The sequence below is a fragment of the Tardiphaga sp. OK246 genome (assembly GCF_900188215.1).
GTDB lineage: Bacteria > Pseudomonadota > Alphaproteobacteria > Rhizobiales > Xanthobacteraceae > Tardiphaga > Tardiphaga robiniae.
Genome location: NZ_FZOX01000001.1, coordinates 514,268 through 540,252, shown reverse-complemented (window position 1 = coordinate 540,252; position 25,985 = coordinate 514,268). Strand labels below are relative to the sequence as shown.

The following is a 25,985-nucleotide window of genomic DNA, read 5'->3' as shown; positions in this document are numbered from 1 at the left end:
ACCTGAAAAAGGTGATGACCGATGCAGGACAGTAAAGCGCTCAACAGTATTCCCCTGGTTCCCGCCAACAGCGCCGCGCCGGCACCTGAATTTCCGTGGCCGAAGTCCTATACGTCCGCCATGTTCCTGGCCTTCGACGTTGACGCGGAAAGCGCCTGGACGGGCAAGGATGCCGCGCATGCGCAGCGCCTGGTGACCTTGAGCTATGGCGGTTACGAAGCGCGCGTCGGCGTGCCGAAGCTGCTGCAACTGCTCGACCAGCTCGATCTGAAGGCGACGTTCTTCGTGACCGGCTGGACGGTGGACGCGCATCCGGCGATGGCGGAATCGATCCTGAAGGCCGGCCACGAGATCGGCCATCATGGCTATCATCATCTCGTCGTGGAGCCGGGCGACCCTGTCGAGGAGGAGCTGGAACGGGGTCTCGACGCCCTGAAGCGCCGTCTCGGCGTGATACCGAAGGGATACCGCGCGCCAGTCGGCGAATTTTCCGAAGCGCTCCGCGTGGCGCTGGCGCAACGTGGTTTCATCTACAGCTCATCGTTCCGCGACGATGTCCGGCCATATCGCCACCGCCTCGCCAATGGCCAGCCGGGCACGATCGAACTGCCGGTGACGGCAAGTTATGACGACTGGATGCACGGGCTGTCGAATCGCTTCAGCCCGCGCTCGATCTTTCCCAAGGAACATGTGCTGTCGATCTGGAAGGACGAACTGGACGAGATTCGCGACTGGGGCGCCATGGTCACCACCGTGCTGCATCCGCAATGCAGCGGCCGGCCCATGCGGCTGCGTCTGCTGCGCGAGTTTCTGACTTACGCGAAATCCTGTCCCGATCTGTGGATCGCGAATGGCGCGGCGATCGCAGCGCATTATCAGATGCACGAGTTGGACGCCGGCCTGCGCTCGGCATGAGATCATGACCACGCTCTCCCGACATCACGTTCGGCATGAGATCGGCCGCTCCATGCCGCGGGGCGCGACGCGGTGCTTCGCTGCCGGCGATGGCCGCTGTCTCGACGACGTGTCGGTGAAGGGCGAACTGCACGCGGCATTCTTGCGCAGCCCGCGCGGGCAGTCTGCATGAGCCAGGTGCAGAGAACCCTCATTACAGGTGGCCGGATACTCGATCCGGATGGCGAACTCGACCGGCCTCCCGTCGCCGACGTTCTGATTATCGATGGGCGAATTGTGGCGATAGGTCCCGAGGGGAAGCTCGATGCAGGCGAGGATGCCCGTGTCATCGACGCGCGCGGCAAGTTGGTGACGCCTGGCTTCATCAATGCGCATTACCATTCCCATGATGTCCTGCTGCGCGGGATGTTCGAGCAGATGCCGCTTGAGGTCTGGGGGCTCTACAGCTTTCCGTCGAACTATCCCCGTCGCAGCGACGAAGAGGTCCGTGTCAGGACGTTGCTTGGCGCCGTGGAGAATCTGCGCTGCGGCGTGACTACCGTGCAGGACATGGTATCCATCGTGGGGCCGGATCAGCGCCATATGGACGCGGTGCTGTCCGCCTATCAGGAGGCGGGCATTCGCGCCGTCCTGGCGCTTCAGCTTGGCGACAAGGCTGCGGCTGATACGGTACCATTCTGGCGTGAAGAACTCTCTGCCGATGCGCTTCGGGAGCTTGGCGGAAGCCTCGATCCCCGTCCGATGCAACATTTCGTCGCTTCGCTGCTGGATGCGCCGCGATCCGAACGCGTGAGCTGGGCGCTCGCGCCATCCGCGCCACAGCGCTGCTCGGAACAGTTGTTGCAATGGACGGCGCAAATGGCCGCAGACCGGGCTCTGCGCGTGTTTACACATCTCTACGAGACGCGCTCGCAGGCATTGCTCGCCCGCCTCGCATATGAAGGAGATCATCGCTCACTGGTGTCTTTTCTCGATCGTCTGGGTCTGCTTAGCGATCGCCTGACGATTGCGCACGGCGTGTGGATTTCCGATCATGAGATCGCGCAGTTGGGCGCGGCAGGTGTGAATCTCGCGTTCAACCCCATCAGTAATTTGAAATTGCTGAACGGCATCGCACCGATCCGGCGTTATGCAGAAGTCGGGGTGAACGTCGCACTTGGATGCGACAACTGCAGCGGCAGCGATTCCCAGAATATCTTTGAATCGATGAAGGCGTTCGCTCTGTATTGGGCGCTGCAAGGGGAAGCCGGCGAAGCCGGCGCCGCGCGGGCCGCGTTTCGGGCTGCGACGATAGGTGGCGCCAAGGCGCTCGGATGCGAGGCCGATCTTGGAGCGATCAGGCCAGGCGCGAAGGCGGATCTCGTGCTCATCAGTCTCGATGATCCCGCTTTCGTACCGCTGAACAGTGCGGTCCGCCAATTGGTATATGCCGGCACGCCGCGCGCCATCGACACGGTCCTCGTCGCGGGCGAACCGGTCGTCGTTGATGGCCGCACCACGCGTATGACCCAGCAGAGCGTGATGGCAGCGGCCGCCGGGGTGCAGGCCTGCCTGTGTGAGGAATACCACGCGGTCAGCGCCCGACTGGATCCGGTGGCGCGCGAGATTCTCGGCGTTCATCGCAAGATAGAGTGCCAGCCGATCGATATCGACCGGCTGCGGCTGAGAGACAGCAAGGCGCCCGGTCTGATGATCAGGGCCGGGAAGACGTAACAGTCATCGTTGCGCGGGTGTGCACTGCCAGTTGCCGCTGCGACCTTCGCCGAGATACTCAGCAACAGCGTGAGCGAACTGAAACGAGGGCCGTGATGCGGTCTTCTCCGCGGGGGATCGAAGATCGGTCTCGGAAGGTTCTTCAGCGTGCGACCGGTTGATCGAATAAGCACTCGGGATCGAGCGCAGTGGAATCTCAAAATTCTACCCCCATATATCTGGCTCGATATGCCGTGTCCGCGCGCGCCTGGCATTGTTTCGCGTCAAGAGATAGTCGTTCCCCTATGACCCCACCCAATGTCCTCCGCGACTTCGTCGATCGCCATGAGCGCCTGTTTGTCTTGACCGGCGCCGGCTGCAGCACCAATTCGGGCATTCCCGATTATCGCGACACCGACGGCAACTGGAAGCGGACGCAGCCTGTGACCTTTCAGGCCTTCATGGGCGAGGAACTGACGCGGCAGCGCTACTGGGCACGCAGTCTCATTGGCTGGCGTCGGTTCGGTCAGGCGCGGCCGAACGATGCACATCATGCGCTGGCGCGGCTCGAACAGTTCGGCAGATGCGAGGTGCTGCTCACGCAGAATGTCGACCGGTTACATCAGGCGGCCGGCAGCAAGAAGGTTATCGACCTCCACGGCCGGCTCGACCTGGTGCGCTGCATGGGCTGCGAACGCCGGATTCGGCGAGACGAGTTTCAGCACGAGATGGGTCGCTTGAACACAGGATGGCTGGACCTCGATGCGGCTGTTGCGCCCGATGGCGATGCCGATCTGGAGGGCGTCGATTTCGCGTCCTTTGTCGTGCCGGCTTGCGAGATCTGCGGCGGCATCCTCAAGCCGGATGTCGTGTTCTTCGGCGAGAACGTGCCGCGCGAATTCGTCGATGCCGCGCTCGGCCACTTGCAGAAGGCCGATGCCATGCTGATCGCCGGTTCGTCGCTGATGGTCTATTCCGGGTTTCGCTTCGTTCAGGCGGCTATGCGCGCGGGGATCCCCATTGCGGCGGTCAATCTCGGCCGCACGCGGGCTGACGAGTTTCTCAGCTTCAAGGTCGAAGATCGCTGCGAGGACGCGCTCGCGTTCCTGCTTCAACCAGCGGACGCGCCGTAAAACGGCATGCCTCGGCTCAGGCTGCCAGATCCCACAGTCGCGGACAGCCGCGCAGAACCACGGCGCGGCCCATCGGCGTGAGCGCCGGGTGAGTGTCCGATAGCGCAACCAGTCCCATCGCAACCAGCTGATCGAGCACGTAACGGTTCAGCTTGGCCGGTGGCAGGATCGCGGGGCGAAGCATCCGCAATGTGTCCCACTGGTTTTCGGTGAGCTGATATTCGGTCTCGGTCGACATGGTGTCCTGCTTGGATGAATCAGTGCATTCAGTGCGCATGGCTTACGGAACCCGCATGACCTTGATGCGACATGGCGGGGGCGAAATCTGGAAATCACCGGATTGTTGGGCGGCGCCAAAACGCTGCTTTTGCGCAGCTGTCACATGGACGTGCAACAGAACGCGCGAACACATGCGCGAATCACGGCGTGCTCAGACCTAATGAAAAGTAGAACAATGTGCCACCCGCATTGAAAAATATCATGCAGCTGATGCGTACGCGCCTCAGCTGGAGGTGGCTTGGCGCGCTCCTTAGCATAGCAATTGCTACGATTGCGTTTATGGCGCTGTCCAAGGCGCTTAAGGGCGTGGATTTCGCCCACGTGCTGTCTGCCATGCACATGGTACCGCCAGGCAGCATCGCGCTGGCGCTGGTGCTGGTGGCGATCTCCTATGGCAGCCTAACGCTGTACGACTGGCTGGCCTTGCAGATGATCGGGCGGCGGGACATTCCCTTCAGGATTGCAGCGCTGGCCAATTTTTCCAGCTACCCCATCTCGCACGGAACCGGTGCCGTGCTGCTGGTGTCATCGGCGGTGCGCTACCGGATCTATGCACCGCATGGCATCGGCCCCGCCGGCGTCGCGCGCATCTGCTTCCTGACCGGGCTCACCTTCTGGCTCGGCAATCTCACCGCGCTGGCGCTCAGCACCTTGCATGAGCCGGGTGCCATCAGCCGGATCGATCAGCTCTCGCCCGAGATCAACCGCTTCATCGCGGTCGCAATTCTCGCGGGTATCATCGCTTATGTCGCCTGGACGTGGAACGGTATCCGGACGCTCGGTGGCCGCAACTGGTCGGTGCCGGTGCCGAGCGGGCGCAACGTGTTCTTCCAGATCGGCATCGGGCTCGTCGATCTCGGAGCTGCGGCGCTGGCGATGTATGTACTGATCCCCGAGACGATGGATGTCGGGGTCGCGCAGGTGATCGTCGTCTTCATCGCTGCGACGCTGTTGGGATTCGCCAGCCACGCACCCGCGGGTATTGGCGTGTTCGACGCCACGATCCTCGTCGGGCTTGGCGGCGAACATACCGAACAGCTACTGGCCGTGCTGCTGCTATTCCGGCTGTTCTATCACCTGATTCCGTTCGTGCTGTCGCTGACGCTGTTCGGCGCCGTTGAAGCCTACCGGAATGTGAATAGACGCAAGCTGGCCTGAATTTACTTCGGCAATGTCAGCACCGCCGATTGCGCATAGCCGCGGAACGGACGATTGAAATCGAGATTGGCGTGATGACGCTCGGCGAGTGTCTTCAGCACATCGAGAAGCTCGCGGCGCGGCGTCACGTCGAACAATGTCAGCCAGTGCAACAGCAGCTTGCTCGCGATCTTTGGCAACCGTTCCTGATGGCCGAAATCGACGATGTGTAGTCGCCCGCCAGGCTTGAGCTGCGATACGGCGTGGTCGAGCACATCCTGCCAGCTCGGGATCATCGAGAGGCTGTAGGAAATCATGATGTGATCGAATGACGGAACGGTGAAAATGCGCGCCGGATCGAAATTCGTTGCATCGCCATGGGCGACACGGACGGTATCCGTGAGCTCGTTGCGCGTAATTGATGCGATGGCCGTGGTCAGCATCTCGGTCGAAATATCGATGCCGTAGAATACCGCTTGCGGATATCTGCGGGCGGCCTGAACCAGATTGCGACCGGTGCCGCAGCCGATCTCCAGCACCGTCGCGTCCGGCGCAGGCGCGAGTTCTGCGATGAGCTGATCGCGGCCGAGAAGATAGTACCGGCGCGTGGCGTCATAGATGAAGCGCTGCCAGCGATACATCCGGTTCATGCGATGCGTAGCTTCGTTCGACCATGCGGGCTGACCGCCGTCTTCGTATTCGGAGACAATCGTCATGGCGCACCTCATCGCATCCGGATGAGCGATCCATTTCATCGCAACACGACAGCGGTGTGACAGTGGTTTCGTCACGGGAATCGGCCGAAATTTAGAATGACTGTCGCAAAACCGCAGTCTGCGCTTGATAAAAATTTCAGATTGTCGATTCGAAGGGTTCAAGAAACCGATGAATACGCATCTGATCGCCGACGCCGTTCGCAATAGCCGTGGTCGCGAGGAAACGACGATCTGGGACAGGCTGTTTGCCTTCTGGTTCCGTCGGCTGGTCTATACGCAGATCTGGGAAGATCCCGAGGCGGACATGGCGGCGCTGAAACTGGCGCCCGGTTCGACGATTGTCACTATCTCCAGCGGCGGCTGCAACGCGCTGTCCTATCTGTCGGCGAAGCCCGAGCATGTCTATGCGGTCGATCTGAATGAAGCGCATCTGTCGCTGCTGAAGCTGAAGCTCGCCGGCCTGCGCGCACTGCCGAACTATCAGGACTTCTGGAAATTCTTCGGCGAAGGCGCCTCGGATACCAATGTCGGCCTGTATCGCGAGCGCCTGCGGCCGCTGCTCGATGCCGAAGCGCGCGGCTATTGGGACGAGCGCGATATCCAGGGCCGCCCCCGTTACGGTTACTTCAGTGACGGCTTCTATCGTCATGGCGCGCTCGGCCGCTTTATCGGCTTCGCGCATACGCTGGCGAAGCTCGCCCGCATCGATCTCAAGGCGTTGTTGCACGAGGACAAGCAGTCCCCGGCGCGCAAGCGCGCGCTGGAACGCCTGCACTGGCTGTTCCACTCCCGGCTCGCTCGTATGATGACGAAGACGCCGGCGCTGTTGTTCAGTCTCGGCATCCCGCCGCAGCAGCGTACATTGCTGGGCGGCAATCAGCCGCTCAACGAAGTGCTGCATCAGCGTCTGCTCGCTCTGATCGACGTGCATCCGAACGCCAACAACTATTTTGCCTGGCAGGCGCTGAGCCGCAGCTATGTCGGCCCCGGTGACAAGTGCTTGCCGCTCTATCTGCAGCAGAGCCGCTACGCGGACACCGCCAGCCGCGCCGCTCTGGTCACGCCGGTGCATGCCAATCTACGAGTGTTCCTGGAGAGCCTTCCGGCCCGCCAGATCGACGCGGTCGTGCTGCTGGATTCGCAGGACTGGATGGCGCCGGATGAAATCCGTGCATTGTGGGACGCGATCGACCGCGCCGGCAAGGACGGCATCCGAGTGATCTTCCGCACCGCCGGTGCCGAGTCACCGCTGGACGATCCGGAACATGCATCGCTGCGTGAGACGTGGCAGCGCGATGAGGCACGCAGTGCCGAAGGTCTGGCTGCGGATCGTTCGGGCATCTATGGCGGGTTTCATCTGTATACGCGGAAGGCGTAAGGCGTTGCTGTCTTAACCTCTCCCCGCTTGCGGGGAGAGGTCGACTGTAACGCGCGAAGCGCGTGGAAGTCGGGTGAGGGGGAGCTGGTGTTTTACTCGCTGCCTCCCCCTCACCCGAAGCCTCGCTGGCGCTCGGCTCCGACCTCTCCCCGCAAGCGGGGCGAGGTAAGAAGCGAGCACGTGAACGTCACACCCCCAGATAAATCTGCTGGATATACTTGTCGCCAGCGATCTCCGCCGACGTCCCCTCGCGGATCGTCCGCCCATGTTCCAGCACATAGACCCGATCCGCAATCCGCAGCGTCGATGTCGCGTCCTGTTCGACGATCAGGATCGCGGTGCCGTCTCTCCGGATTTGCTGGATCGAGTCGAAAATCAGCCCCTTCAGCCGCGGCGCGATGCCGACCGAGGGCTCGTCCAGCAGCAGCAGTTCCGGGCGGCCCATCAGCGCGCGGCCGATGGCCACCATCTGCTGTTCGCCGCCGGACAATGTACTGGACTGCTGCCATTGCCGTTCGCGCAGCACCGGGAATAGCGTGAAGACGCGTTCCAGGTCTTTCTCGACATCGGCATTGTTCTTGCGGAGGTAAGCACCAAGCTGCAGGTTCTTCAGCACAGAGAGTTCCGAGAACAGCTTGCGCCCTTCCGGGCAATGGCAGATGCCCTTGGCAACGACGTTATAGGGCTCGATCGGATGCAAGGACGCATCCTTGAAATTCAGCGTGCCCTGCGAGGCGATGCTGCGCGAGATGGCCTTCAGCAGCGTGGTCTTGCCGGCACCATTGGGGCCGAGCACGCCAATCAGTTCACCCTTCTCGACCCTGATCGAGACGGACTCGATGGCCAGCGCCTTGCCATAACTGACCTTGAGATCGGCGACTTCAAGCAGAGGCATGGGCTTCCTCCGTCTTGCCGATATAGGCCTCGATCACCTTCTCGTTCTTCACGATTTCTTCCGGTGGGCCGACGGCGATGATCTCGCCGAAATTCATCGCGATCACGCGCGACACCAGCGCCATGAATTCGCGCAGCTTGTGTTCGATCAGAAGGATGGTCAGGTTTTCCTCGCGGTGCAGCCGGCGGATCAATTGTGCGAGCTGTTCGATCTCGCTGCTGCCAAGCCCTGCGAAGGGCTCATCAAGCAGCAGCAGGTCCGGGCGCGTCGCCAATGCGCGGGCGATCTCCAATCGCCGGAGGTCGCCGTAAGGCAGCGTCTCGACCGGCTCCTTGTCGCGACCGCCAAGGCCGACCTGCGAGAGCAGGTAGCTGGCGCGCGCCTCCTTGTCCTCACTGGCGCGGGGCGACATGCAGGCGACCAGCACGTTTTCCAACAGGTTCATGCCGACAAAGGGACGCGTGAGCTGGAAGGTGCGCGCCATGCCGCGATTGACCACCTTGTAGGGGGCGAGTTCGCGCACCAGTTCGCCGTTGAAGTGGATGGTGCCAGTGGTCGGCTGCATGAAGCCGGTGAGGATGTTGAACAGCGTGGTCTTGCCGGCGCCGTTGGGGCCGAGAATGCCGGTGAACTCGCCTTTCTTCAGCGTAAAACTCGCATTCTTCACGGCGGTGAGGCCGCCGAAGCGCTTGGTCACGCCGTTGACTTCGAGCAGGTCGGTCATCGCAGGCGCTCCGTCAGCCGGCGCCAGAGCGGCGCGATCAGTCCATTGGGCAGGAAGAACAGGATCAGCATCAGGGTCAGTGTGTAGATCCAGAGGCGGTATTCGCCGAAGCCGCGCAGCATCTCGGTGAGCAACGTCAGGAGGATTGCGGCGATGGCGGCGCCATAGATCGAGCCGATGCCGCCGACATAGACCATGATGATCACGGTGATCGACACGACCACCGAGAACAGCGGCGGCGACACCTGCAGCTGGTAATGCGCATAGAGCGCGCCGCCCAGACCGGCGAAACCGGCCGAGATCATCAGCGACACGATCTTGTAGAAGGTGACGTTGATGCCGGCTGCCTGACAGGTCGCCTCGTCGCCGCGGATCGCGCGGAGTAGTAATCCCCAATGCGACTGCGCCAGCAGCGTCAGCGCGATCACTGTGACCGCGAGAATCGCCAGCACGAACCAGTAGTAATGCAGCGGATTCTTCATCAAGGGATCGAGGCCGTAGATGCCTTCCTCGCCGCCAGTATATTCCCAGAAAATCAGACACAGCCGCTGCAGGATCGCGGAGGCGGAGAGCATCGCCAGCGCGAAATACGGCCCGCGCAACCGCAATGTCGGGAAACCGACCAGCAGGCTGAAGGCGATGGCGATCACCACGCCGAGCGGCAGGCTGACCCACGGATTTGTCGACCAGATCGAAGACAGGAAGCCGGCGGTATAGGCGCCCGCGCCGATGAACAGCGAGTGGCCGAAGTTCTCGCGTCCGGTGAGGCCGGACATGAAATCCCAGCTCGATGCCCAGATGCCGTAGATCACGCAGACCGTGAGCACGCCGGTGAGGTAGTTGCTGGCGGCGAACATGGGCAGCAGCGCGAGAAAGGCGACGACGAGGATGCCGCCTGCGATGTCGATGGGGGCGATGCGTTTCATGTCAGAATGCCGCCCGTCGCCCGAGGAGTCCTGATGGGCGTATCATCAGCGTGACGACGACCGCGACCAGCGAGACCAGCTCCGTCCATGATGTCGAAATCAGATAGGCGACGATGGTCTCGGAATAGCCGAGGATCAGCGACGCGATGATGCTGCCGGGGATCGAGCCGAGGCCGCCGACGATGACGATGGCGAAGGCCTTCACCATCGGCAGCAGGCCCATGGTCGGCTGTACCGTGAGGAAGGGCGACACCAGTACGCCAGCGAGCGCCGCGGTGCCGGCGGAGATCGCCATCACGATGGAGAAAATGCGGTTGGTCGGGATGCCCATATATTGCGCGGCTTCCGGATCCTGCGATACCGCGAGGATGGCTGCGCCGAGCCGTGTGCGCTGGATGAACAGCCAGAGGCCGAGCAGCACGAGGACACCGGCGACAAGGGCGAGCAAACGCTGGCCGGAAATATCCACGCCTCCGATCGAGAGCTTGTCAGCCACGAAGGAAGGTACGTTGCGATATTCGGAGCCGAAAGTGATGAATAGCGCCTGTTCGACCGCGAGCGAGACGGCGAGGGTAATCATCAGCACCGCGAGCTGCGACGAGCGCAGCGGGCGCACCAGAAAGCGCTCCATCACCACGCCGAAGCCCGCGACGATCAATACCGCCAGCGGGGCTGCGATGAAGAGCGGAACGCCGAGTAGCGAGGTGAGGACATAGGCCGCATAGGCGCCAAGTGCGTAGAACGAGCCATGGGCGAGATTGAGGATACGGGCGACGCCGAAGATCAGGGTGAAACCAACGGCCAGCATCGCATAGATGGCGCTGGAGACCGCGCCGTAGATCAGAATCTGAAGCATGAGAACCCGCTGTTGAGGACCGGACAATAGGCTCCTCGTCATTGCGAGGAACCACTTGGCGACGAAGCAATCCAGTTCTCGCTTGTGGCTTCTGGATTGCTTCGCTCAGGGGAGGCCGCGAAGGACGGCCTCCCCTGGCTCGCAATGACGGCCGTTAGGGTACGGCTTGGTCCGACGCTTTAGTTGCTCATCCAGGGCGGCGCGATCATCGGGCCGGTTGCGGCTTCCTTCGGCCAGACCACGACGCGGGCGCCGTCCTTCTGCCACTGCACGAACAGCAGGTTCTGCAGTCCCGGGCCGGTCTTCACATCGTGTACTTCGTCGAACACCAGCTTGCCGGCGATGCCGACATGGTCGGTCTTCTCCAGCTCCTTGATGACGGCATCGGGCTCGATGGAGTTGGCGCGCTTCACGGCATCGGTATAGACATAGACCGCGTCATAGGCGCCGATGCCTGTATAAACAGGTGCGGTGCCGAAGCGCTTCACGAATTCATCCCAGAACGGAATGGTCTTCGGGGTAAGCGGCGCGCGGATGGCGAACATGCCGACGGTTTCGGCATTTGCCTTGCCGCTAACGCGGGTGAAGAAGTCGGCGTCCTGGCTCTTGACGTCGATGCCGCCGATCGGGATCGGCACCTGCGCGTCATGCCACTGCTTGACGAAGATGTCCGATGAGGCATGCGAGAGCACGACGATCAGATACTGCGCGCCGGAATTCTTCACCTTGGCGAACAGCGGCGAGAAATCCGAGGTCGAAGTGTCGAAGAATTCGGCCAGCGTCACGTCGGTGCCGCCGTCGGTGGCGCCCTTTTTAAGGATCGGCACGAGATCCTGCACCCATTTCGCGTTCTCGCCGACGATGGCGATCTTCTTCAGGCCCATCTCGCCTTTCAGCTTGCCGTTGATGAAGTCGACCAGCGCGCGCGCCTGATGCGCCGCGTTGATGGGGAAGGCGCGGAAGATATATTTGTAGTTCTCATAGTCTGTTTTCACCTTTGCGGTGATGGCCGGGGAGGCCGCGCCGACGCCGATATAGATCGTCTTGGCGTTGGAAATATGCGGCAGCTGGGCCAGTGTGACGCCTGACGTATAGCCGCCGATCAGCACGTTGACCTTGTCGTCGGCGGTGAGCTTCTTGATTGCAGCAATGCCCTGTTCGGGATTCTCGGTCTCGTCGGCGACAACCATTTCGAGCTTGCGGCCGAGCAATCCGCCCTTGGCGTTGATCTCTTCGATGGCCAGCTTGGCGGCGTTCTGGGTGTCGCGACCGACCTGCAGCTGGACCGACGTCGGAATGCCGATCTTGATCGGCGCTTGCTGGGCAGATGCTGGAGCAGTGGAAGCAAGGGCGCCAGCAACAATCATACTCGCAGCCGCAAGCGGCCTCAGAAATGAGTCCATGGTGTCTCTCCCTAGAGGCATCTGGGTCGTTGCCCGATGCTTTTTTGTGTGATCACAGATTGCCAAGTGCGGCGAGAGCAAGTCAAGGAAGATTGCGCACAGCAACACTGTGTCGCGGATTAAATTGCGAGCATTCACAACGTGTACTTCTGTTGCGTTGCGATGACGCGCATGCGCGGTGTGCCCTGCAGTTGTAGACGCGCAGCCAGCCGTGCGAGCTTTGACGCTGATGGATCGTCTCGCCGGATGAGCATGGAGAAGCCGGGATGAATGAACAGGGTGCAGGCACCAGCTCAGCCTTTCAAGCCATTCGCGCCATCGACTACACAGTCATCTTCGTCCGCGACATGGACGCGATGCGGCACTTCTACGAGACGCTGCTCGGCTTTTCGCTGCAGCGCGTGCTGTCGTCCGGCTGGATAGAATTTCGTATCGGCAGCAACACGTTAGCTCTGGCGATACCAAGCCGCACCGCGTCGGATCATCCGATCCCGGTTGGCAGCGCAGCACTTCAGCTCGCCTTCAAGGTTTCCGTGGCGGAGGTCGATGCGTGTGCCGAGGAATTAGTGCGAAAAGGTATCAGCCTCGTGTCACCGCCGACCGATCAGGTCTTTCGACACCGCACGCTGTTCTTTCGCGATCCCGACGGGAATTTGCTGGAGGTGTTCGCTGATATTCAGGCGCCACCGATGCTCTGCACGTGATCGGACGCACGCAGTCACAGCATGACGCAGGTCGGGTGATGGGTAACGGCTGCGTGTTTGGGTGGTCAGGATTGTCGGCCAAGGGGTGGGACCGCCGACGCAGGTAATAACGGCGGTCCCGTGCCGTGCATTGAAATTCGGGGTTGGAAAGCGACTTCCGCACCCCACTGCGCGACGCGATCGACGCTATCCCAGCCGGGGTTTGTCGCAACTTAAACCAAATCTTAACCTAACCGATTAGGCTTACCTGGCCGGCTTTTCGAGCATTTTTAGTAAAGGTGGAGAATAATCTACTCCGCAGCCCGGGCCAGCAGCGTGATGTCGTTGGCATTGGCGCAATAGTTCTCGTAGTTCGCCGCCGCCGTCTTGGCTGCGAGGTCGGCGCCGCAGGCCCGTTTGTGTGCGCAACTGGCGCAGGCGTGGCGCATCTCCATCATGTCAGGCGGCCGGATCTTGGCAATGGCGGCCTCGTCAAAACCGAGCGCGCGGAGCATCTGCGGCAATTCCTCCGCACCGTTCACGCCTCTGCGCACGATCGTATCGAGATCGCTTGGCGCAAGGCCAAGCTCATGGGCCATGCGTTTGAACTCGCCGCTGTCGAGCGCACCGAGTTCGTTGAGCTGGCGACGCTGGATCAACCAGTCGCCAATGCGTTCGATGAGATTGCTGACGACGGGATAGGGCTGGACGGATGTCATGGCGGTCTCCGCTGCTGAGAGTGATTGAGCGAAGGGTCTGCGCAGCAGCGCGGAGTCGCATTGCGCTGGATCAATCGGTGGGTGCGGCATGGACGGTTAGTCTTACCGCCAGAAATGCCTGCGCCGCAGGCACTTTCCGGGGAAACTCGGGGCTGGATTCAACGTTATCCATGCTTAACTTAGAGACATGTTAGTCCAGAAGCCGGGAACCGGCCTCAGGAGGCGTAAATGAGTTGCAAGCGTTTGAGTATGATTGCGGCCGGCGTCAGTCTGCTGGCGTGCGTCGGTGCCGCGCAAGCGGACACATACAAGCCCGGCGAATTCTTGCTGCTCGACCTGCAGAAGGCCGTGCTGTCGCCGAAACTGCTGGGCCCGCCCGCGTCATTCGAGCAGGTGCAGATCCAGGCCAAGGCCGATGCGAAGGCGAATGTGAAAGCTGATCCGGCGAAGGGAGCACCGCGTCTTGTGCGCGCGCAGTCTGCGAAGCCGGTGGCACAGCGCGCCGCTGCGCAAAAGAAGGTAGCTCGCCGCGGCAATCCGCTGGATTCCAATGCGGCGGACACGCGGGTGCAGGTCTGGCCGTGTCGCACGGGCGGCATCTGCAGCTGGCAGAAATGAGCCGCCTGCTTTCTTAACCTCGCCCCGTTCTTTACGGGGAGAGGTCGGCGCGTAGCGCCGGGTGAGGGGCCTTGTATGGCGCCAACTACACACGAGGGTTATCGGGTCGATAAATACGCGGACCTACTCACTCCGAAATTTGACGAGACGCCGTACCCGGCCCCTCACCCCAACCCTCTCCCCGCGCAGAGCGGGGAGAGGGAGCAGTCTCAGGCCTTGATCTCTTCCACGCCGCACCATTCGGCGATGAACAGCGCCAGCGCCGTCGTCGTCTTCTTCAAGGAGGGCAGGTTGACGCCTTCGTCGAAGCCGTGGACGCCGCGCGAGATGCAGCCGTAGTTCAGCGTCGGCACATTGTCGAACAGCGCATAGACGCGGCTGTCGAGATAGGCCAGCGAGATTTCCGGCTTCGGCTTCTGGCCGAACACCGCTTCATGCGCCGCGGCCAGCGTGGCTTCTGCATCCGAGCCCGGCTTAAGTTCGTAGCCTTCGGCCTGGAAGCCGTTGAAGGTCACCGTCGGCGGGATGTTCGACAGGAACGGATCCTGATGCGCGAAGGCGGCGACGCAGTCGGTGATCTCCTTCTTCGCAGCTTCGGCCGTCTTGCCGGGCAGCAGCGAGATACGGAAGTCCACCTTGCACCATGCCGGGACCGATGAGGCCCAGTCGCCGCCGGCGATCTTGCCGATATTCAGATTGACCGGCTTTTCGATGTTCTTGAAGTGCTCGTGCTGGTCCTTGGTCGCATTCCACTTCGCTTCGAGCTTGCGCAATTCACCGATGATCCGATAGGCGCCGTCGATAGCGTTGGCGCCGGTGCCCATGCGCTGCACGTGTACCGGCACGCCGCGGACCTCGACCTGGAACCAGACCACGCCGATATTGGCGCGGGTGATCGTCTCATGCGACGGCTCCGACACCACCACGGCATCGGCCTTGTAGCCGCGCAGATGCGTCATCAGCGCGCCGTCGCCGGTGGATTCTTCTTCCACCACGGACTGCAGATAGACCGTCGCTGCCGGCTGCAGGCCGAGGCTCTTCAAGGCGTCGAGCGCGAAGATGTTGGAGGCGCAGCCAGCCTTCATGTCGCCGGCGCCGCGGCCCTGCATCCAGTCGCCCTGGATCACGGGGTCGTAAGGCGGCGTGGTCCACATGTCGTGCGGGCCTTCCGGCACCACGTCGACATGACCCTGCATGATTAGCGAGCGGCCTTTTTCCTCGCGCGGATAATGCGTGCCGACCACGATCGGCGCGGTCGAATGCAATTCGTCCCAGGCACCGGCGCCGGGATGATGGCCGAGCGCGGCGCGATCCATCTCGAAGCGCTCCATCTTGTAGCCGCGCGTTTTCATGGCGCGGAACATGAAGTCCTGCATCGTGTGTTCGTTGCCGCGCGTGGAGACGTGGCGCACCATGTCCTGGGTGAACTTCACCTGGGCATCGAAGCCCTTGTCGACGGCGGCGATGATCTTGTCGCGGAGGGCGGGATCGAGAGCCATGTTGTTTTTCCTTTTCTTGTGAGAGGGCTCAGGCGGTCAGCGCGCGCTCGAGCTTTTCCATGCCTTCGTCGAGGATTTCGTCCTGGGCGGTCAGCGGCACCAGCACGCGGATGGTGTTGAAGTTAACGCCGCAGGACAGCAGGATCAGGCCTTCCTCGGTGGCCTTCTGCGTCACCTTCTTGGTCACTTCGGCGTCCGGCGTATCAGAGCCGCGCTCCTTGACGATGTCGAAGGCGATCATGGCGCCGACATTGCGGATGCTGGCGATCGGCACGAGGTCGTTTCGCTGCTGCATCTTCTTCAGGCGCGTGGTGATGCGCTCGCCGATATGGTTGGCGCGCTCCACCAGCTTCTCTTTCTCGAACACGTCGAGCACGGCCATCGCTGCGGCAATCGCCAGCGGGTTGCCGGCATAGGTGCCGCCGAGGCCGCCCGGATCGGCTGCGTCCATGATCTTGGCCTTGCCGATCACGCCCGACAGCGGGAAGCCGCCGGCGAGGCTCTTCGCCACGGTGATGAGGTCGGGCTTCACGTCGTAATGTTCCATCGCGAACATCTTGCCGGTGCGGCCGTAACCGGTCTGCACTTCGTCGGCGATGAAGACGATTCCGTTCTCGTCGCAGATCTTGCGCAGCGCACGCATCAATTCCGGCGGCGCCTGATGGAAGCCGCCTTCGCCCTGCACCGGCTCGATGATGATGGCCGCGACGCGGGCCGGATCGATGTCGGCCTTGAACAGGAAGCTGAGATACTTGAGCGATTCCTCGACCGTGACATCGAGCGGCGCGGCCGGGAACGGCACGTGCCAGACTTCTGGCATGGCGCCGCCAAAGCCCTTCTTGTACGGGAACACCTTGCCCGTCATGGTCATGGTCATGTGGGTGCGACCATGGAAGCCGCCGGTGAAGGCGATCACACCGGCGCGGCCGGTGGATGCGCGGGCCATCTTGATGGCGTTCTCGGTGGCTTCGGCGCCGGTGGTGAAGAATGCGGTCTTGGTGGCGCCGTCGATCGGCGCCAGCTTGTTCAGGCGCTCGGCGAGGGTCACGTAGGATTCATACAGCAGCACCTGGAAGCAGGTGTGGGTGAAGTTCTCCATCTGCGCGCGCACGGCGGCCATGATGGTCGGGTGGCAGTGGCCGGTGTTGAGCACGGCGATGCCGCCGGCGAAGTCGACATAGCGCTTGCCTTCGACGTCCCAGACTTCCGCATTCAGCGCGCGCTGCGCCGAGATCGGAGTGGAATGGCCGATGCCGCGGGGAACGGCGGCTTCGCGGCGCGCGAAGATTTCTGCATTGGTCGACATTCGAGTTTGTCCTTCGAGTTTTCTTGGATGTTGTTGGGTGTGGATCAGTGGATGGAGCAGGCTGCTGCGCCGGGCGCTGTAGGCTCCCTCGCCCCGCTCTTGCGGGGAGAGGGGTGGGGTGAGGGGCTCTTGCGATCCGCAAGTGCAGTGCGTGCGATGAGCGCCGTGCCATGCCCCTCACCCGCCGCGAAGACGCGGCGACCTCTCCCCGCGCAGAGCGGGGAGAGGTTAAGAGAGCGCGGCGTGCTGGTGTTCACTCGATAAGTCCAATCACCGCGCGGCTTCGAAACCGGCGAGGGTCGAGGTGAGGTTGGCGCCGAGGATGTCGGAGAGATATCCGCCTTCCTGAACGAGAACGGTGGGCAGGCCCATGCGCGCAACGGCTTCACCGATGCGCTTGAAGCCCGGGGTGGTGACTTTCAGGGCCGCCAGCGGATCGTGCTCGGATGCATCGAGGCCGAGAGCGAGAACCAGAGCCGTCGGTGCAAACGACTTGATGGTCTTCTCGGCGACAGCAAGCGCGTCGATGAAACCGTCATCGCCGGTGCCAAGCGCGAGCGGAATATTGAGATTGGTGCCGAGACCGTTGCCTTCGCCCTTCTCATGGGCATAGCCCCAGACGAAGGGGTAGTAACCGACGGGATCGGCATGGATCGACACCGTCAGCACGTCTGGACGCGCATAGAAGATGCCCTGTGTGCCGTTGCCGTGATGCACGTCGACATCGAGGATCGCGACGCGCTCGTGCTTGGTGCGCAGATGCTCGGCGGCGATGGCCGAATTGTTCATGAAGCAGAAGCCGCCGGCCATGTCGCGATAGGCGTGGTGGCCGGGTGGGCGACACAGCGCGTAGACGGCGTCCTCACCGTCCATCACCATCTGCGCCGCGGTGACGGCGACGTCGGTGGAGGCGCAGGCACCAAGCCAGGTGCCAGGACCGATCGGTGCTGCGGTATCCGCGGTGTGCCAGCCGAGCTTGCCGGTGATGTGGGTGGGATAGCTGCCCGCCACGCGGTTCGGGTGGATATTGGCGATCATCTCCGGGCCGTAATCCGGCAGCTTGATCCATTCCTCCCAGGCGCCTTCGAGGAAGCGCAGATATTCCGGCGAGTGCACGCGGGCGCGTGGGCCCTGGCCGAATTCGGTCGGCGCGACCAGCGTGTGCTTGCCGTCGGCGAGGCCTTTCAGCAAGCGCTCGGCGCGCTCCGGCTGCTCGGTGGTTTTACGGACCTGACCGCGCACCAGGAAGAACTGCGGATCATGGCTCTTGTGCTTGTCGGAATACACTGCCTTCACGTAGCGGCTCCATTCGTTGAGGAGGGAAGTTCGCGGACCAGCTTGCCGACTTCGCGCCAGGCAGCGCCGATGTGATAGTCGATCCGCGCGATGATGATATCGGGATGCCCTTGTTCGAGGACTTCGAGCAGTGCCTCATGGGTCTGCGCAATACGGTGCGGATCGTCATAGAGCCGGCCGATCAGGCCGATCGTCATACGCAGTTCCGAAGCGAGATCGTCGAACAATCGCAACAGGCGCTTGCTGCCGGCGATTTCGCAGATCATGCGATGAAATTTGTAGTCTTCCTCGATCTGTCGCGCATGATCGTCGATCGCTGCGGTCTCGTGCATGACGTCGATCTGCCGGCGCAGCATGTCGCGATTGGCAGGCGTCATGTTCTTGGAGGCGAGCACGCCGGCATGACATTCGACGCAAATGCGCAGGTCGTAGATCTCGTCGATATCCGTCGCTTCAAGCTTGCGGACGAAGAAGCCGCGGCGCGGATGCGAGACCAGCAGGCCTTGCTGCTCGAGCAGCCGTGCAGCTTCACGGACAGGGGCGCGGCTGACGCCGAGCTCGCGGGCGATGCCGGCTTCGACGACTTTGGCGCCAGGCAGCAGCTGCCCCTTGATGATGGCCTGGGTCAGGATGCGTGCGACCTGCCCGACAAGATCGGTGTCGGCGAGGGCGGTCAGACCAACTGGAGGAGACATCAAACGCATGCGGGGGACCCGTTTCTTCCCCTGTACAAGAATTAATCGTCGATTGTCGACAGTTTAATCTTGCGAGCTGCCATGCGATTGTGTTTCCTGCCCGCACCTTAAAAAAAGCCGGGAACCGCGCCTGTGAACATGCATGCAAACATTACGCCGACCCTCGATGCCGCCAAGCAGGTCCGTATCGACCTCGCCGCGGCCTATCGCCTAATCCATCGCCTCGGCCTCGATGACAGCATTTACACGCATATTTCGGTGCGCGTCCCCGGCACGCAGGACCGCTTTCTGATCAATCCCTATGGCATGCGCTTCGAGGAAGTGACGGCGGGTAACCTCGTCACCGTTGATGTCGACGGTAAAGTTGTCGACGATCCGCTCGGCCTCGGTATCAATCCGGCCGGCTTCACCATTCACAGCGCCGTTCACGCCGCCCGTCACGATGCGCAGTGCGTGCTGCACACGCATACCGTTGCCGGCGTCGCAGTGTCGTGCCTGAAGGATGGTCTGCAGCCGCTGAACCAGTGGTCGATGCAGTTCACCGACCGCGTCGCCTATCATGACTTCGAAGGCATCGCGCTGGACCTGTCCGAGCGTGAGCGCCTGGTCGCCGATCTCGGCGACAAGATGGTTCTCATCCTGCGCAACCACGGCCTGCTCACCTGCGGCCGCTCGGTTGGTGAGGCCTTCAAGCTGATGTTCAACATGGAGCGCTCCTGCCGCGCGCAGCTCGCGATTCTTTCAACCGGCGCGGAAGTCATTCGCCCGTCCCACGCCATTGCCGCACACACCGCCGGCCAGTATGACCGCGGTTACGACAAGGTGCATGGCACCGAAGGCGGCAAGCCGGACAGCGAGTGGGAGGCCTTCAAGCGCATGCTCGAGCGCACGGACGCCGATTACAAGAATTGACCCGACTTCCGCTACACATCGTCAACTGATCTGGGTTACGTGCCAGCCGGCACTAAGGGGAAAGATATGTTGAAGAAATTTGTATTGGCTTTGGCACTGGCCAGCGTGAGCCCGCTCGTCTTCACGAGCACGATGGCGCTCGCGCAGGAGCCGAAGATGGGCGGCACCATCAATGCGGTGATCCAGCCAGAGCCACCGGGCCTGATGCTGGCACTCGTCCAGAACGGCCCGACCCAGATGGTCTCGGGCAATATCTATGAAGGCCTGCTGCGCTACAGCAAAACACTGGAGCCGCAGCCCGGTCTCGCCGAGAGCTGGACCATCAGCCCGGATGCGAAAACCTACACGTTCAAGCTCAAGCAGGGCGTGACTTGGCACGACGGCAAGCCGTTCACCGCTGCCGACGTGCTGTTCTCCATCGAGACGCTGAAGGTGACCCACGCGCGTGCGCGCAACAACCTCGTGCAGCTCGACAAGGTCGAAGCGCCGGATGATTACACCGTCGTCTTCACGCTGAAGCAGCCCTTTGGCCCCTTCATCGGCATCTTCGAAGTCGGCTCGATGCCGATCATCCCGAAGCACATCTATGAGGGCAGCGATGTCAAGACCAATCCGGCGAACAATACGCCGATCGGTACCGGTCCGTTCATGTTCAAGGAATGGAAGAAGGGCTCGTTCATCCAGCTGGTGAAGAACCCGAACTACCACGTCAAGGGCAAGCCCTATATCGACGGCATCTACTGGCAGATCATTCCGGACGCCGCTGCGCGTTCGGTGGCCTACGAGACCGGCAAGGTCGATGTGCTGCCCGGCGGTTCGATCGAGAACTTCGACGTGCCGCGCGTCAGCAAGCTGCCGAACACCTGCGTCACGGGCGACGGCTGGGAGTTCTTCTCGCCGATGGCCTGGATGTGGCTCAATAACCGCACGCCTGTGCTCGCCAACAAGAAGGTGCGTCAGGCGATCATGTACGCGGTGGATCGCGAATTCGCGCGCGACGTGATCTGGAACGGTCTCGGAAAAGTCGCTACCGGCCCGTCCTCGTCGGCGATCAAGTTCTACACTGACAACGTGCAGAAGTACCCGTACGATCCGGCCAAGGCCAAGGCCTTGCTGAAGGAAGCCGGCTACAAGGGCGAGAAGGTCCGCCTGATGCCGCTGCCTTACGGCGAAACCTGGTCGCGCTGGGGTGAAGCTGTGAAGCAGAACCTCGTCGACGTCGGCATGAATATCGAGACCATTGCCACCGACGTGCCGGGCTCGAACCAGAAGAACATGGAGTGGGATTACGATATCTCCTTCACCTATCTGTATCAGTATGGCGATCCCGCCCTCGGCGTTGGCCGCAACTATGTGACGAGCGCGATCCAGAAGGGCCAGCTGTTCAACAATCTCGAGGGATACTCCAATCCCGAGGTCGACAAGCTGTTCGATGAGGGCGCCGTCGCAACGCCGGATTCGAAGCGCAAGGAAATCTACGAGAAGGTCCAGAAGATTCTCGTCGAGGATGTGCCTGTTGCCTGGCAGCTTGAACTGCAGTTCCCGACCATCACGAACTGCAAGATCAAGAACCTGATCACGACCGGTATCGGCGTCAATGACGGCTTCCGCGACGCCTGGATCGACAAGTAAGCTTTCAGCCTGATGCCCGTGACGATCCCTGCGATCGTCACGGGTTTTCTTTGTGTACTCTGACCTGAATGCGATGGACCTCTGATGCTGTCATTCGTTGCCCAGAGGATCGTGAAGGGCGTGTTCGTCCTGCTTGCGATCATCGTGATGAACTTCTTCCTGATCCGCCTTGCGCCCGGCGATCCCGCAGCGGTGATGGCCGGCGAGGCCGGCGCCAGCGATGCGCAATTCGTCCAGCAGCTGCGCGAAAAGTTCTCACTGGATAAGCCGCTGCCAGAGCAGCTGTTCATTTACGTGAAGGGTGTCGTCACCCTCGACCTCGGTTTCTCGTTCCGCCAGCAGATGCCGGTCGCGAAGTTGATCGCCGAGCGTCTGCCGGCGACGCTGCTACTGACGCTGACGGCGTTCGGCATATCGCTAATCCTGGGCATCACCTTCGGCACGCTGGCCGCGAGATTTGCGGGGACATGGGCGGACACCGCCATCACTGTCTCGGCGCTGCTGTTCTATGCCACGCCGATCTTCTGGGTCGCGCTGATGTCGATCCTGCTGTTCTCGGTCTATCTCGGTTGGCTGCCGAGCTTCGGCTACGAGACCGTCGGTGGAAACTTTACCGGATGGGCACATGTGAAAGACGTGGCTCTGCATTTGGTGATGCCGGCCATGACCATCGGCCTGTTCTTCATGGCGACCTATACGCGCATGACGCGGGCGTCGATGCTCGAGGTCAAGCGTCTAGATTTTGTCAAGACGGCCCGCGCCAAGGGCCTGCGCGACAACATCATCCAGCGCCGTCACGTGCTGCGCAACGCGCTGCTGCCGGTGGTGACGCTGGCCGGCGTCCACTCCGGTACGCTGGTCGGCGGCGCCGTGCTCACCGAGACGGTGTTTGCATGGCCCGGCATCGGCCGGTTGCTTTATGAGGCGCTCTTGCAACGCGATTATAACCTTCTGCTCGGCGTCTTCGTGGTCTGCTCGGCGATGGTCCTGATCTTCAATCTCGTCACCGACCTCGTTTATCGGCTGGTCGATCCACGCATCGAGTTTGCATCATGAAGAAGTTCTGGAAATTGATGCTGCGCAATCCCGGCGGCGTTATCGGTCTGGTCATCATCACGATTGCGATCTTCATCGCGCTGTTCGGGCAGATGATCTTTCCGACCTCGCCCTGGCGGATGGTGCAGCGGCCGTTCTTGCCGCCCTTCACCAATCCCATGGTGACCCTCGGCACCGATGCGCTGGGCCGCGATGTGTTTGCCGGCCTGATCTATGGCGCCCGCGTGTCGCTGCTGGTCGGTCTCGTTTCGACCACCGTGGCGCTCACCATCGGCGTGCCGCTCGGCGCCATCGCCGGCTATTTCGGCGGCAAGGTCGACGACGCACTGATGCGCTTCACCGAGTTCTTCCAGACCATTCCGAGCTTCCCGCTGGCCATTGTGCTGGTGGCGATCCTGCAGCCGTCGATCTATTCCATCGTTGGTTCCATCGCCATCGTCTCGTGGCCGCCGGTGGCGCGTCTGGTGCGCGGCGAGGTGCTGTCGCTGCGCACGCGCGAATATGTTCAGGCGGCCATCGTGACCGGCCAGAGCAATACCTGGATCATCTCGCGCGAGATTTTGCCGAATGCGCTGTCGCCGGTGATCGTGCTGGCGTCGCTGATGGTGGCCAATGCGATCCTGCTGGAGTCCTCGCTGTCGTTCCTCGGCCTCGGCGATCCCAACCTGATGTCGTGGGGCTACATGGTCGGAGCAGGCCGGACGGTGATCCGTCAGGCCTGGTGGATCACGGTCTTCCCCGGCGTTGCCATCCTGATCTCGGTGCTCGGCATGAACCTGATCGGCGAAGGCCTCAACGACGCGCTCAATCCGCGCCTGGCGAAGGATAGCCGCTGATGACCCAAGTGCTATCTAAAGCCCCCGCGGTTTCCATCAAGAATCTCAGGATCGCCCTGCCGAAGAGCGCCGAACGTCCTTATGCGGTTGATGGCGTGTCCATCGATCTCATTCCTGGTGAGATCGTCTGCGTCGTCGGCGAATCCGGTTCGGGCAAGTCCATGTGCGCCCATGCACTGATGGGTCTGCTGCCGGATACGGTGAAGACCGAGACCGGCGAAGTTCTGTTCGAGGGCCAGAATCTCCTGAAGCTCGACGAAAGCGGCTGGCGCGAAGTGCGCGGCCGCGGCATCGCCATGGTGTTCCAGGAGCCGATGACCGCGCTCAATCCGCTGATGCGGATTGGCGAGCAGATGATGGAAATGTTCGAGGCGCATAATCTTTTGACGCCGAAGGAGCGCCGCGCCAAGGCCCTCAGCCTCGCCAAGGAAGTCGGTCTGCCCGATCCCGAGCGCATCATCCGCGCCTATCCGCACCAGCTCTCCGGCGGCCAGCGCCAGCGCGCGATGATCGCCATGGCACTTGCGCTGGAGCCTTCGGTGCTCGTCGCCGACGAGCCGACCACGGCACTCGACGTCACCACCCAGGCGCAGATCCTCAAGCTGATCCGCAATCTGCAGCGCAGCCGCAACATGGCCGTGATGTTCATCACCCACGACTTCGGCGTCGTCGCCGATATCGCCGACCGCGTCGTGGTGTTGCGCCATGGCAAGATCGTCGAGGAAGGCTCAATCGACGCCGTCTTCAGGAATCCGCAGCACGATTACACCAAGGCGCTGCTGGCTGCCGTGCCGTCGATGCACCCGCCGGTGCGCGCGCCGCTGGATGATAATGCGAAGGCTGTCGAGGTCATCGGCCTCGACAAGACCTATGTGACCTCGGGCGGCTGGTTCAAGCCGGATCGTCGCGTGCAGGCAGCGAACGAAGTCACGTTCTCGATCATGCAGGGCGAGACTGTCGGCCTGGTCGGCGAGTCCGGTTCGGGCAAATCGTCAGTGGCGCGTCTGGTGATGCGCCTGATCGAGGCCGATCGCGGCACCGTGCGCATCGGCGATGTCGACCTCACGGCACTCGAAGGCAAGGCGCTGCGGGCGCAGCGCCACCGCATCCAGATGATCTTCCAGGACCCGTTCGCCTCGCTCAATCCGCGGCGCCGGGTCGGCCAGATCATCACCGATGGCCCGATCGCTCGCGGCACCGATCCCAAGGTCGCGATGCAGCGTGCGCGTGATCTGCTGGGGATGGTCGGCCTCGATGCCGGCTCGCTCGATCGTTATCCGCACGAGTTCTCCGGCGGCCAGCGCCAGCGCCTCGGCATCGCCCGCGCGCTTGCGATGGATCCGGAGATCATCGTCGCCGACGAAGCTGTCTCCGCGCTCGACGTCTCGGTGCAGGCGCAGGTGCTGAAGCTGCTGGAAGACCTCAAGGCCCGCCTTGGTCTCTCGATGCTCTTTATCACCCACGATCTGCGCGTCGCCGCGCAGATCTGCGATCGCATCGCCGTGATGCAGCGCGGCGTCATCGTCGAGCTGAAGCCGACGGCGCAACTGTTTGCGTCGCCGGAACATCCCTACACCCGCGAATTGCTCGGCGCCGTCCCCGGCCAGAGTTCGCCATCCCAGGCCGCCTGACCTTATGCCGACGTCTCCTGTGACTTGCGTTTTCCTGAGCAGGACCATCAACCTGCGCAAATACCTGACCAACGAAATCGCCCGGCTCGACGGCAAGGTGAATTTTGTCGACCATCTCGACGGCACCGATCCCGCCAAGATCGACATGGCGGTGAGCTGGCATCCGCATGCGGATGCGTTCGATCACTATCCGAACCTCAAGGCGGCGTGTTCGATCGGCGCCGGCGCCGACAGCATCCTGAACTGTCCGAGCCTGCGCGACGGCATCGACGTGGTGCGCGTGGTCGAGCCGGCACAGGCGCAGATGATGTCCGGCTTCGTGATCTGGAACGTGATCTATCACCAGCGCCAGTTCGGGACTTACCTGCAGAACCAGCGCGATCACGTCTGGAAGCGCCTCGGCGGCGGACGCCGCCCGTCCGAGGTTCCGATCGGCATTCTCGGCTACGGCGCTATCGGTGCACGCGTCGCCTCGGATCTGGCGATGCTGGGCTTTCCCGTCCGGGTCTGGAGCCGTTCGGGCAAGCCGACGACGCCCGGCGTGACCGGCTTCCACGGCAGCGACGGACTCGACGCGATGCTCGCGGGCTCTGAGGTGCTGGTGAACCTGCTGCCGCTCACCGAGGAAACCCGCGGCATCCTCAATGCAAGCCTGTTCGCCAGGATGCCGCGCGGCAGCTATCTCATTCAGGTCGGCCGCGGTGAGCACTCCGTCGAGCAGGATATTCTCGATGCGCTCGCAAGCGGGCAGCTCTCCGGTGCGACACTCGATGTCTTCCACACCGAGCCGCTGTCGAAAGACCATGCGTTCTGGTCGCATCCGCAGATCGTGCTGACGCCGCATGACGCCTGCGAGGTCACCATGACCGCCATCGGCGACACGATTTTAGCGACGGCCGAAGCCGTGAAGCTGGGCGTGCAGCCGAAAGATTCGGTGGATCGCAGCCGGGGATATTGAGCGCGGCGAGATCGTCTCTCTCGGTTGTCGTCCCCGCGAAGGCGGGGACCCATAACCACGATGCGTGTAATAAAATCGCAGAGCTACAAC

26 protein-coding genes are annotated in these 25,985 nt (G+C 62.2%); 13 read left to right on the top strand and 13 right to left on the bottom strand.

What is annotated here, in order from left to right; all coding sequences use genetic code 11:
- Positions 1 to 21: 21 nt before the first annotated feature.
- Positions 22 to 915 carry a polysaccharide deacetylase family protein gene (locus CHC01_RS02605; RefSeq protein ID WP_089262183.1) on the top strand — a complete coding sequence of 298 codons (894 nt, stop codon included), beginning with the start codon at positions 22 to 24 and terminating at the stop codon, positions 913 to 915.
- Positions 916 to 939: 24 nt separating this feature from the next.
- Here CHC01_RS02605 and CHC01_RS32905 read toward each other — a convergent pair whose 3' ends face one another.
- Positions 940 to 1,290 (bottom strand): hypothetical protein, encoded by a 351-nt coding sequence (locus tag CHC01_RS32905; RefSeq protein ID WP_244558190.1) that lies wholly within the window; start codon positions 1,288 to 1,290, stop codon positions 940 to 942.
- 30 nt (positions 1,291 to 1,320) lie between these two features.
- Between CHC01_RS32905 and CHC01_RS02600 the strand changes: the two genes are divergently transcribed.
- Both CHC01_RS02600 and CHC01_RS02595 read left to right on the top strand, forming a co-directional pair.
- On the top strand, positions 1,321 to 2,628 hold the full coding sequence (locus CHC01_RS02600) for an amidohydrolase family protein (RefSeq protein WP_244558189.1): 1,308 nt from the start codon (positions 1,321 to 1,323) through the stop codon (positions 2,626 to 2,628).
- A gap of 284 nt (positions 2,629 to 2,912) precedes the next feature.
- Positions 2,913 to 3,740, top strand: coding sequence for an NAD-dependent protein deacetylase (locus CHC01_RS02595; protein ID WP_089262179.1), 828 nt, complete (start codon positions 2,913 to 2,915; stop codon positions 3,738 to 3,740).
- A 16-nt stretch (positions 3,741 to 3,756) separates the two neighbouring features.
- Here CHC01_RS02595 and CHC01_RS02590 read toward each other — a convergent pair whose 3' ends face one another.
- The gene (locus tag CHC01_RS02590) at positions 3,757 to 3,978 is read right to left on the bottom strand and encodes a hypothetical protein (RefSeq protein WP_139285875.1); all 222 of its coding nucleotides are present in this window, start codon (positions 3,976 to 3,978) and stop codon (positions 3,757 to 3,759) included.
- 320 nt (positions 3,979 to 4,298) lie between these two features.
- Here CHC01_RS02590 and CHC01_RS02585 point away from each other — a divergent pair, with 320 nt between their 5' ends.
- A complete protein-coding gene (locus tag CHC01_RS02585) occupies positions 4,299 to 5,177 on the top strand; it encodes a putative bifunctional lysylphosphatidylglycerol flippase/synthetase (RefSeq protein WP_089262175.1) in 879 nt (292 codons plus the stop codon).
- A gap of 2 nt (positions 5,178 to 5,179) precedes the next feature.
- On the opposite strand, the gene CHC01_RS02580 is transcribed toward CHC01_RS02585, so the two are convergent.
- Positions 5,180 to 5,872 carry a class I SAM-dependent methyltransferase gene (locus CHC01_RS02580; protein WP_244558188.1) on the bottom strand — a complete coding sequence of 231 codons (693 nt, stop codon included), beginning with the start codon at positions 5,870 to 5,872 and terminating at the stop codon, positions 5,180 to 5,182.
- A gap of 169 nt (positions 5,873 to 6,041) precedes the next feature.
- Between CHC01_RS02580 and CHC01_RS02575 the strand changes: the two genes are divergently transcribed.
- Complete coding sequence (locus CHC01_RS02575; RefSeq protein ID WP_089262173.1) at positions 6,042 to 7,250, top strand: BtaA family protein; 1,209 nt, start codon at positions 6,042 to 6,044, stop codon at positions 7,248 to 7,250.
- A gap of 187 nt (positions 7,251 to 7,437) precedes the next feature.
- Here the strand turns inward: CHC01_RS02575 and CHC01_RS02570 are convergent, their stop codons facing one another.
- The 5 genes from CHC01_RS02570 to CHC01_RS02550 form a co-directional block, all read right to left on the bottom strand.
- The gene (locus CHC01_RS02570; RefSeq protein ID WP_089262171.1) at positions 7,438 to 8,145 is read right to left on the bottom strand and encodes an ABC transporter ATP-binding protein; all 708 of its coding nucleotides are present in this window, start codon (positions 8,143 to 8,145) and stop codon (positions 7,438 to 7,440) included.
- Positions 8,132 to 8,869 carry an ABC transporter ATP-binding protein gene (locus CHC01_RS02565; RefSeq protein WP_089262169.1) on the bottom strand — a complete coding sequence of 246 codons (738 nt, stop codon included), beginning with the start codon at positions 8,867 to 8,869 and terminating at the stop codon, positions 8,132 to 8,134. Before CHC01_RS02565 ends, CHC01_RS02570 begins: the two co-directional genes overlap by 14 nt.
- Complete coding sequence (locus tag CHC01_RS02560; protein ID WP_089262167.1) at positions 8,866 to 9,795, bottom strand: branched-chain amino acid ABC transporter permease; 930 nt, start codon at positions 9,793 to 9,795, stop codon at positions 8,866 to 8,868. Before CHC01_RS02560 ends, CHC01_RS02565 begins: the two co-directional genes overlap by 4 nt.
- A 1-nt stretch (position 9,796) precedes the next feature.
- Positions 9,797 to 10,651: a branched-chain amino acid ABC transporter permease gene (locus tag CHC01_RS02555; protein ID WP_068733337.1), complete on the bottom strand. Its 855-nt coding sequence runs from the start codon at positions 10,649 to 10,651 to the stop codon at positions 9,797 to 9,799.
- Positions 10,652 to 10,830: 179 nt separating this feature from the next.
- The gene (locus CHC01_RS02550) at positions 10,831 to 12,054 is read right to left on the bottom strand and encodes an ABC transporter substrate-binding protein (protein ID WP_089262165.1); all 1,224 of its coding nucleotides are present in this window, start codon (positions 12,052 to 12,054) and stop codon (positions 10,831 to 10,833) included.
- 266 nt (positions 12,055 to 12,320) lie between these two features.
- Between CHC01_RS02550 and CHC01_RS02545 the strand changes: the two genes are divergently transcribed.
- Complete coding sequence (locus CHC01_RS02545; protein ID WP_089262163.1) at positions 12,321 to 12,758, top strand: VOC family protein; 438 nt, start codon at positions 12,321 to 12,323, stop codon at positions 12,756 to 12,758.
- 290 nt (positions 12,759 to 13,048) lie between these two features.
- On the opposite strand, the gene CHC01_RS02540 is transcribed toward CHC01_RS02545, so the two are convergent.
- Positions 13,049 to 13,456, bottom strand: a complete 408-nt coding sequence (locus tag CHC01_RS02540) for a hypothetical protein (RefSeq protein ID WP_089262161.1) — start codon at positions 13,454 to 13,456, stop codon at positions 13,049 to 13,051.
- A gap of 228 nt (positions 13,457 to 13,684) precedes the next feature.
- On the opposite strand from CHC01_RS02540, the gene CHC01_RS02535 reads away from it, so the two are divergent.
- On the top strand, positions 13,685 to 14,074 hold the full coding sequence (locus CHC01_RS02535) for a hypothetical protein (protein ID WP_244558187.1): 390 nt from the start codon (positions 13,685 to 13,687) through the stop codon (positions 14,072 to 14,074).
- Positions 14,075 to 14,283: 209 nt separating this feature from the next.
- Here the strand turns inward: CHC01_RS02535 and CHC01_RS02530 are convergent, their stop codons facing one another.
- The 4 genes from CHC01_RS02530 to CHC01_RS02510 all read right to left on the bottom strand — a co-directional run bounded on the left by CHC01_RS02530 (position 14,284) and on the right by CHC01_RS02510 (position 18,870).
- A complete protein-coding gene (locus tag CHC01_RS02530) occupies positions 14,284 to 15,573 on the bottom strand; it encodes an ArgE/DapE family deacylase (RefSeq protein ID WP_089262157.1) in 1,290 nt (429 codons plus the stop codon).
- A 28-nt stretch (positions 15,574 to 15,601) separates the two neighbouring features.
- A complete protein-coding gene (gabT, locus tag CHC01_RS02525) occupies positions 15,602 to 16,879 on the bottom strand; it encodes a 4-aminobutyrate--2-oxoglutarate transaminase (RefSeq protein ID WP_089262155.1) in 1,278 nt (425 codons plus the stop codon).
- Positions 16,880 to 17,149: 270 nt separating this feature from the next.
- The gene (locus CHC01_RS02515; protein WP_089262151.1) at positions 17,150 to 18,175 is read right to left on the bottom strand and encodes a histone deacetylase family protein; all 1,026 of its coding nucleotides are present in this window, start codon (positions 18,173 to 18,175) and stop codon (positions 17,150 to 17,152) included.
- The gene (locus CHC01_RS02510; protein WP_244558186.1) at positions 18,172 to 18,870 is read right to left on the bottom strand and encodes a GntR family transcriptional regulator; all 699 of its coding nucleotides are present in this window, start codon (positions 18,868 to 18,870) and stop codon (positions 18,172 to 18,174) included. The genes CHC01_RS02515 and CHC01_RS02510 overlap by 4 nt, the downstream gene beginning before the upstream one ends.
- 138 nt (positions 18,871 to 19,008) lie before the next feature.
- Between CHC01_RS02510 and CHC01_RS02505 the strand changes: the two genes are divergently transcribed.
- The 6 genes from CHC01_RS02505 (at position 19,009) to CHC01_RS02480 (ending at position 25,895) form a co-directional block, all read left to right on the top strand.
- Complete coding sequence (locus CHC01_RS02505) at positions 19,009 to 19,782, top strand: class II aldolase/adducin family protein (RefSeq protein ID WP_089262147.1); 774 nt, start codon at positions 19,009 to 19,011, stop codon at positions 19,780 to 19,782.
- A 66-nt stretch (positions 19,783 to 19,848) separates the two neighbouring features.
- Positions 19,849 to 21,414 (top strand): ABC transporter substrate-binding protein, encoded by a 1,566-nt coding sequence (locus tag CHC01_RS02500; RefSeq protein ID WP_089262145.1) that lies wholly within the window; start codon positions 19,849 to 19,851, stop codon positions 21,412 to 21,414.
- Between the two features lie 84 nt (positions 21,415 to 21,498).
- A complete protein-coding gene (locus CHC01_RS02495) occupies positions 21,499 to 22,470 on the top strand; it encodes an ABC transporter permease (RefSeq protein ID WP_089262143.1) in 972 nt (323 codons plus the stop codon).
- Entirely contained in the window at positions 22,467 to 23,306 is an 840-nt protein-coding gene (locus CHC01_RS02490; protein ID WP_089262141.1) for an ABC transporter permease, read from the top strand. The genes CHC01_RS02495 and CHC01_RS02490 overlap by 4 nt, the downstream gene beginning before the upstream one ends.
- A complete protein-coding gene (locus CHC01_RS02485) occupies positions 23,306 to 24,937 on the top strand; it encodes an ABC transporter ATP-binding protein (protein ID WP_089262139.1) in 1,632 nt (543 codons plus the stop codon). Before CHC01_RS02490 ends, CHC01_RS02485 begins: the two co-directional genes overlap by 1 nt.
- 19 nt (positions 24,938 to 24,956) lie before the next feature.
- Positions 24,957 to 25,895 carry a 2-hydroxyacid dehydrogenase gene (locus CHC01_RS02480; protein ID WP_089263620.1) on the top strand — a complete coding sequence of 313 codons (939 nt, stop codon included), beginning with the start codon at positions 24,957 to 24,959 and terminating at the stop codon, positions 25,893 to 25,895.
- Positions 25,896 to 25,985: the final 90 nt, after the last annotated feature.

What these genes read in the sequence shown, in the direction of transcription:
- CHC01_RS02540 (WP_089262161.1), bottom strand. Translation starts at nt 13,456, where the DNA reads ATGACATCCGTCCAGCCCTATCCCGTCGTCAGCAATCTCATCGAACGC.
- CHC01_RS02585 (WP_089262175.1), top strand. Translation starts at nt 4,299, where the DNA reads ATGGCGCTGTCCAAGGCGCTTAAGGGCGTGGATTTCGCCCACGTGCTG.
- CHC01_RS02575 (WP_089262173.1), top strand. Translation starts at nt 6,042, where the DNA reads ATGAATACGCATCTGATCGCCGACGCCGTTCGCAATAGCCGTGGTCGC.
- CHC01_RS02605 (WP_089262183.1), top strand. Translation starts at nt 22, where the DNA reads ATGCAGGACAGTAAAGCGCTCAACAGTATTCCCCTGGTTCCCGCCAAC.
- CHC01_RS02500 (WP_089262145.1), top strand. Translation starts at nt 19,849, where the DNA reads ATGTTGAAGAAATTTGTATTGGCTTTGGCACTGGCCAGCGTGAGCCCG.
- CHC01_RS02600 (WP_244558189.1), top strand. Translation starts at nt 1,321, where the DNA reads ATGTTCGAGCAGATGCCGCTTGAGGTCTGGGGGCTCTACAGCTTTCCG.
- CHC01_RS02490 (WP_089262141.1), top strand. Translation starts at nt 22,467, where the DNA reads ATGAAGAAGTTCTGGAAATTGATGCTGCGCAATCCCGGCGGCGTTATC.
- CHC01_RS02560 (WP_089262167.1), bottom strand. Translation starts at nt 9,795, where the DNA reads ATGAAACGCATCGCCCCCATCGACATCGCAGGCGGCATCCTCGTCGTC.
- CHC01_RS02555 (WP_068733337.1), bottom strand. Translation starts at nt 10,651, where the DNA reads ATGCTTCAGATTCTGATCTACGGCGCGGTCTCCAGCGCCATCTATGCG.
- CHC01_RS32905 (WP_244558190.1), bottom strand. Translation starts at nt 1,290, where the DNA reads ATGCGCATTGATGAAGCCAGGCGTCACCAACTTGCCGCGCGCGTCGAT.
- CHC01_RS02535 (WP_244558187.1), top strand. Translation starts at nt 13,685, where the DNA reads ATGAGTTGCAAGCGTTTGAGTATGATTGCGGCCGGCGTCAGTCTGCTG.
- CHC01_RS02495 (WP_089262143.1), top strand. Translation starts at nt 21,499, where the DNA reads ATGCTGTCATTCGTTGCCCAGAGGATCGTGAAGGGCGTGTTCGTCCTG.
- CHC01_RS02545 (WP_089262163.1), top strand. Translation starts at nt 12,321, where the DNA reads ATGAATGAACAGGGTGCAGGCACCAGCTCAGCCTTTCAAGCCATTCGC.
- CHC01_RS02590 (WP_139285875.1), bottom strand. Translation starts at nt 3,978, where the DNA reads ATGTCGACCGAGACCGAATATCAGCTCACCGAAAACCAGTGGGACACA.
- CHC01_RS02565 (WP_089262169.1), bottom strand. Translation starts at nt 8,869, where the DNA reads ATGACCGACCTGCTCGAAGTCAACGGCGTGACCAAGCGCTTCGGCGGC.
- CHC01_RS02580 (WP_244558188.1), bottom strand. Translation starts at nt 5,872, where the DNA reads ATGACGATTGTCTCCGAATACGAAGACGGCGGTCAGCCCGCATGGTCG.
- CHC01_RS02595 (WP_089262179.1), top strand. Translation starts at nt 2,913, where the DNA reads ATGACCCCACCCAATGTCCTCCGCGACTTCGTCGATCGCCATGAGCGC.
- CHC01_RS02485 (WP_089262139.1), top strand. Translation starts at nt 23,306, where the DNA reads ATGACCCAAGTGCTATCTAAAGCCCCCGCGGTTTCCATCAAGAATCTC.
- CHC01_RS02510 (WP_244558186.1), bottom strand. Translation starts at nt 18,870, where the DNA reads ATGTCTCCTCCAGTTGGTCTGACCGCCCTCGCCGACACCGATCTTGTC.
- CHC01_RS02530 (WP_089262157.1), bottom strand. Translation starts at nt 15,573, where the DNA reads ATGGCTCTCGATCCCGCCCTCCGCGACAAGATCATCGCCGCCGTCGAC.
- CHC01_RS02570 (WP_089262171.1), bottom strand. Translation starts at nt 8,145, where the DNA reads ATGCCTCTGCTTGAAGTCGCCGATCTCAAGGTCAGTTATGGCAAGGCG.
- gabT (WP_089262155.1), bottom strand. Translation starts at nt 16,879, where the DNA reads ATGTCGACCAATGCAGAAATCTTCGCGCGCCGCGAAGCCGCCGTTCCC.
- CHC01_RS02505 (WP_089262147.1), top strand. Translation starts at nt 19,009, where the DNA reads ATGCATGCAAACATTACGCCGACCCTCGATGCCGCCAAGCAGGTCCGT.
- CHC01_RS02550 (WP_089262165.1), bottom strand. Translation starts at nt 12,054, where the DNA reads ATGGACTCATTTCTGAGGCCGCTTGCGGCTGCGAGTATGATTGTTGCT.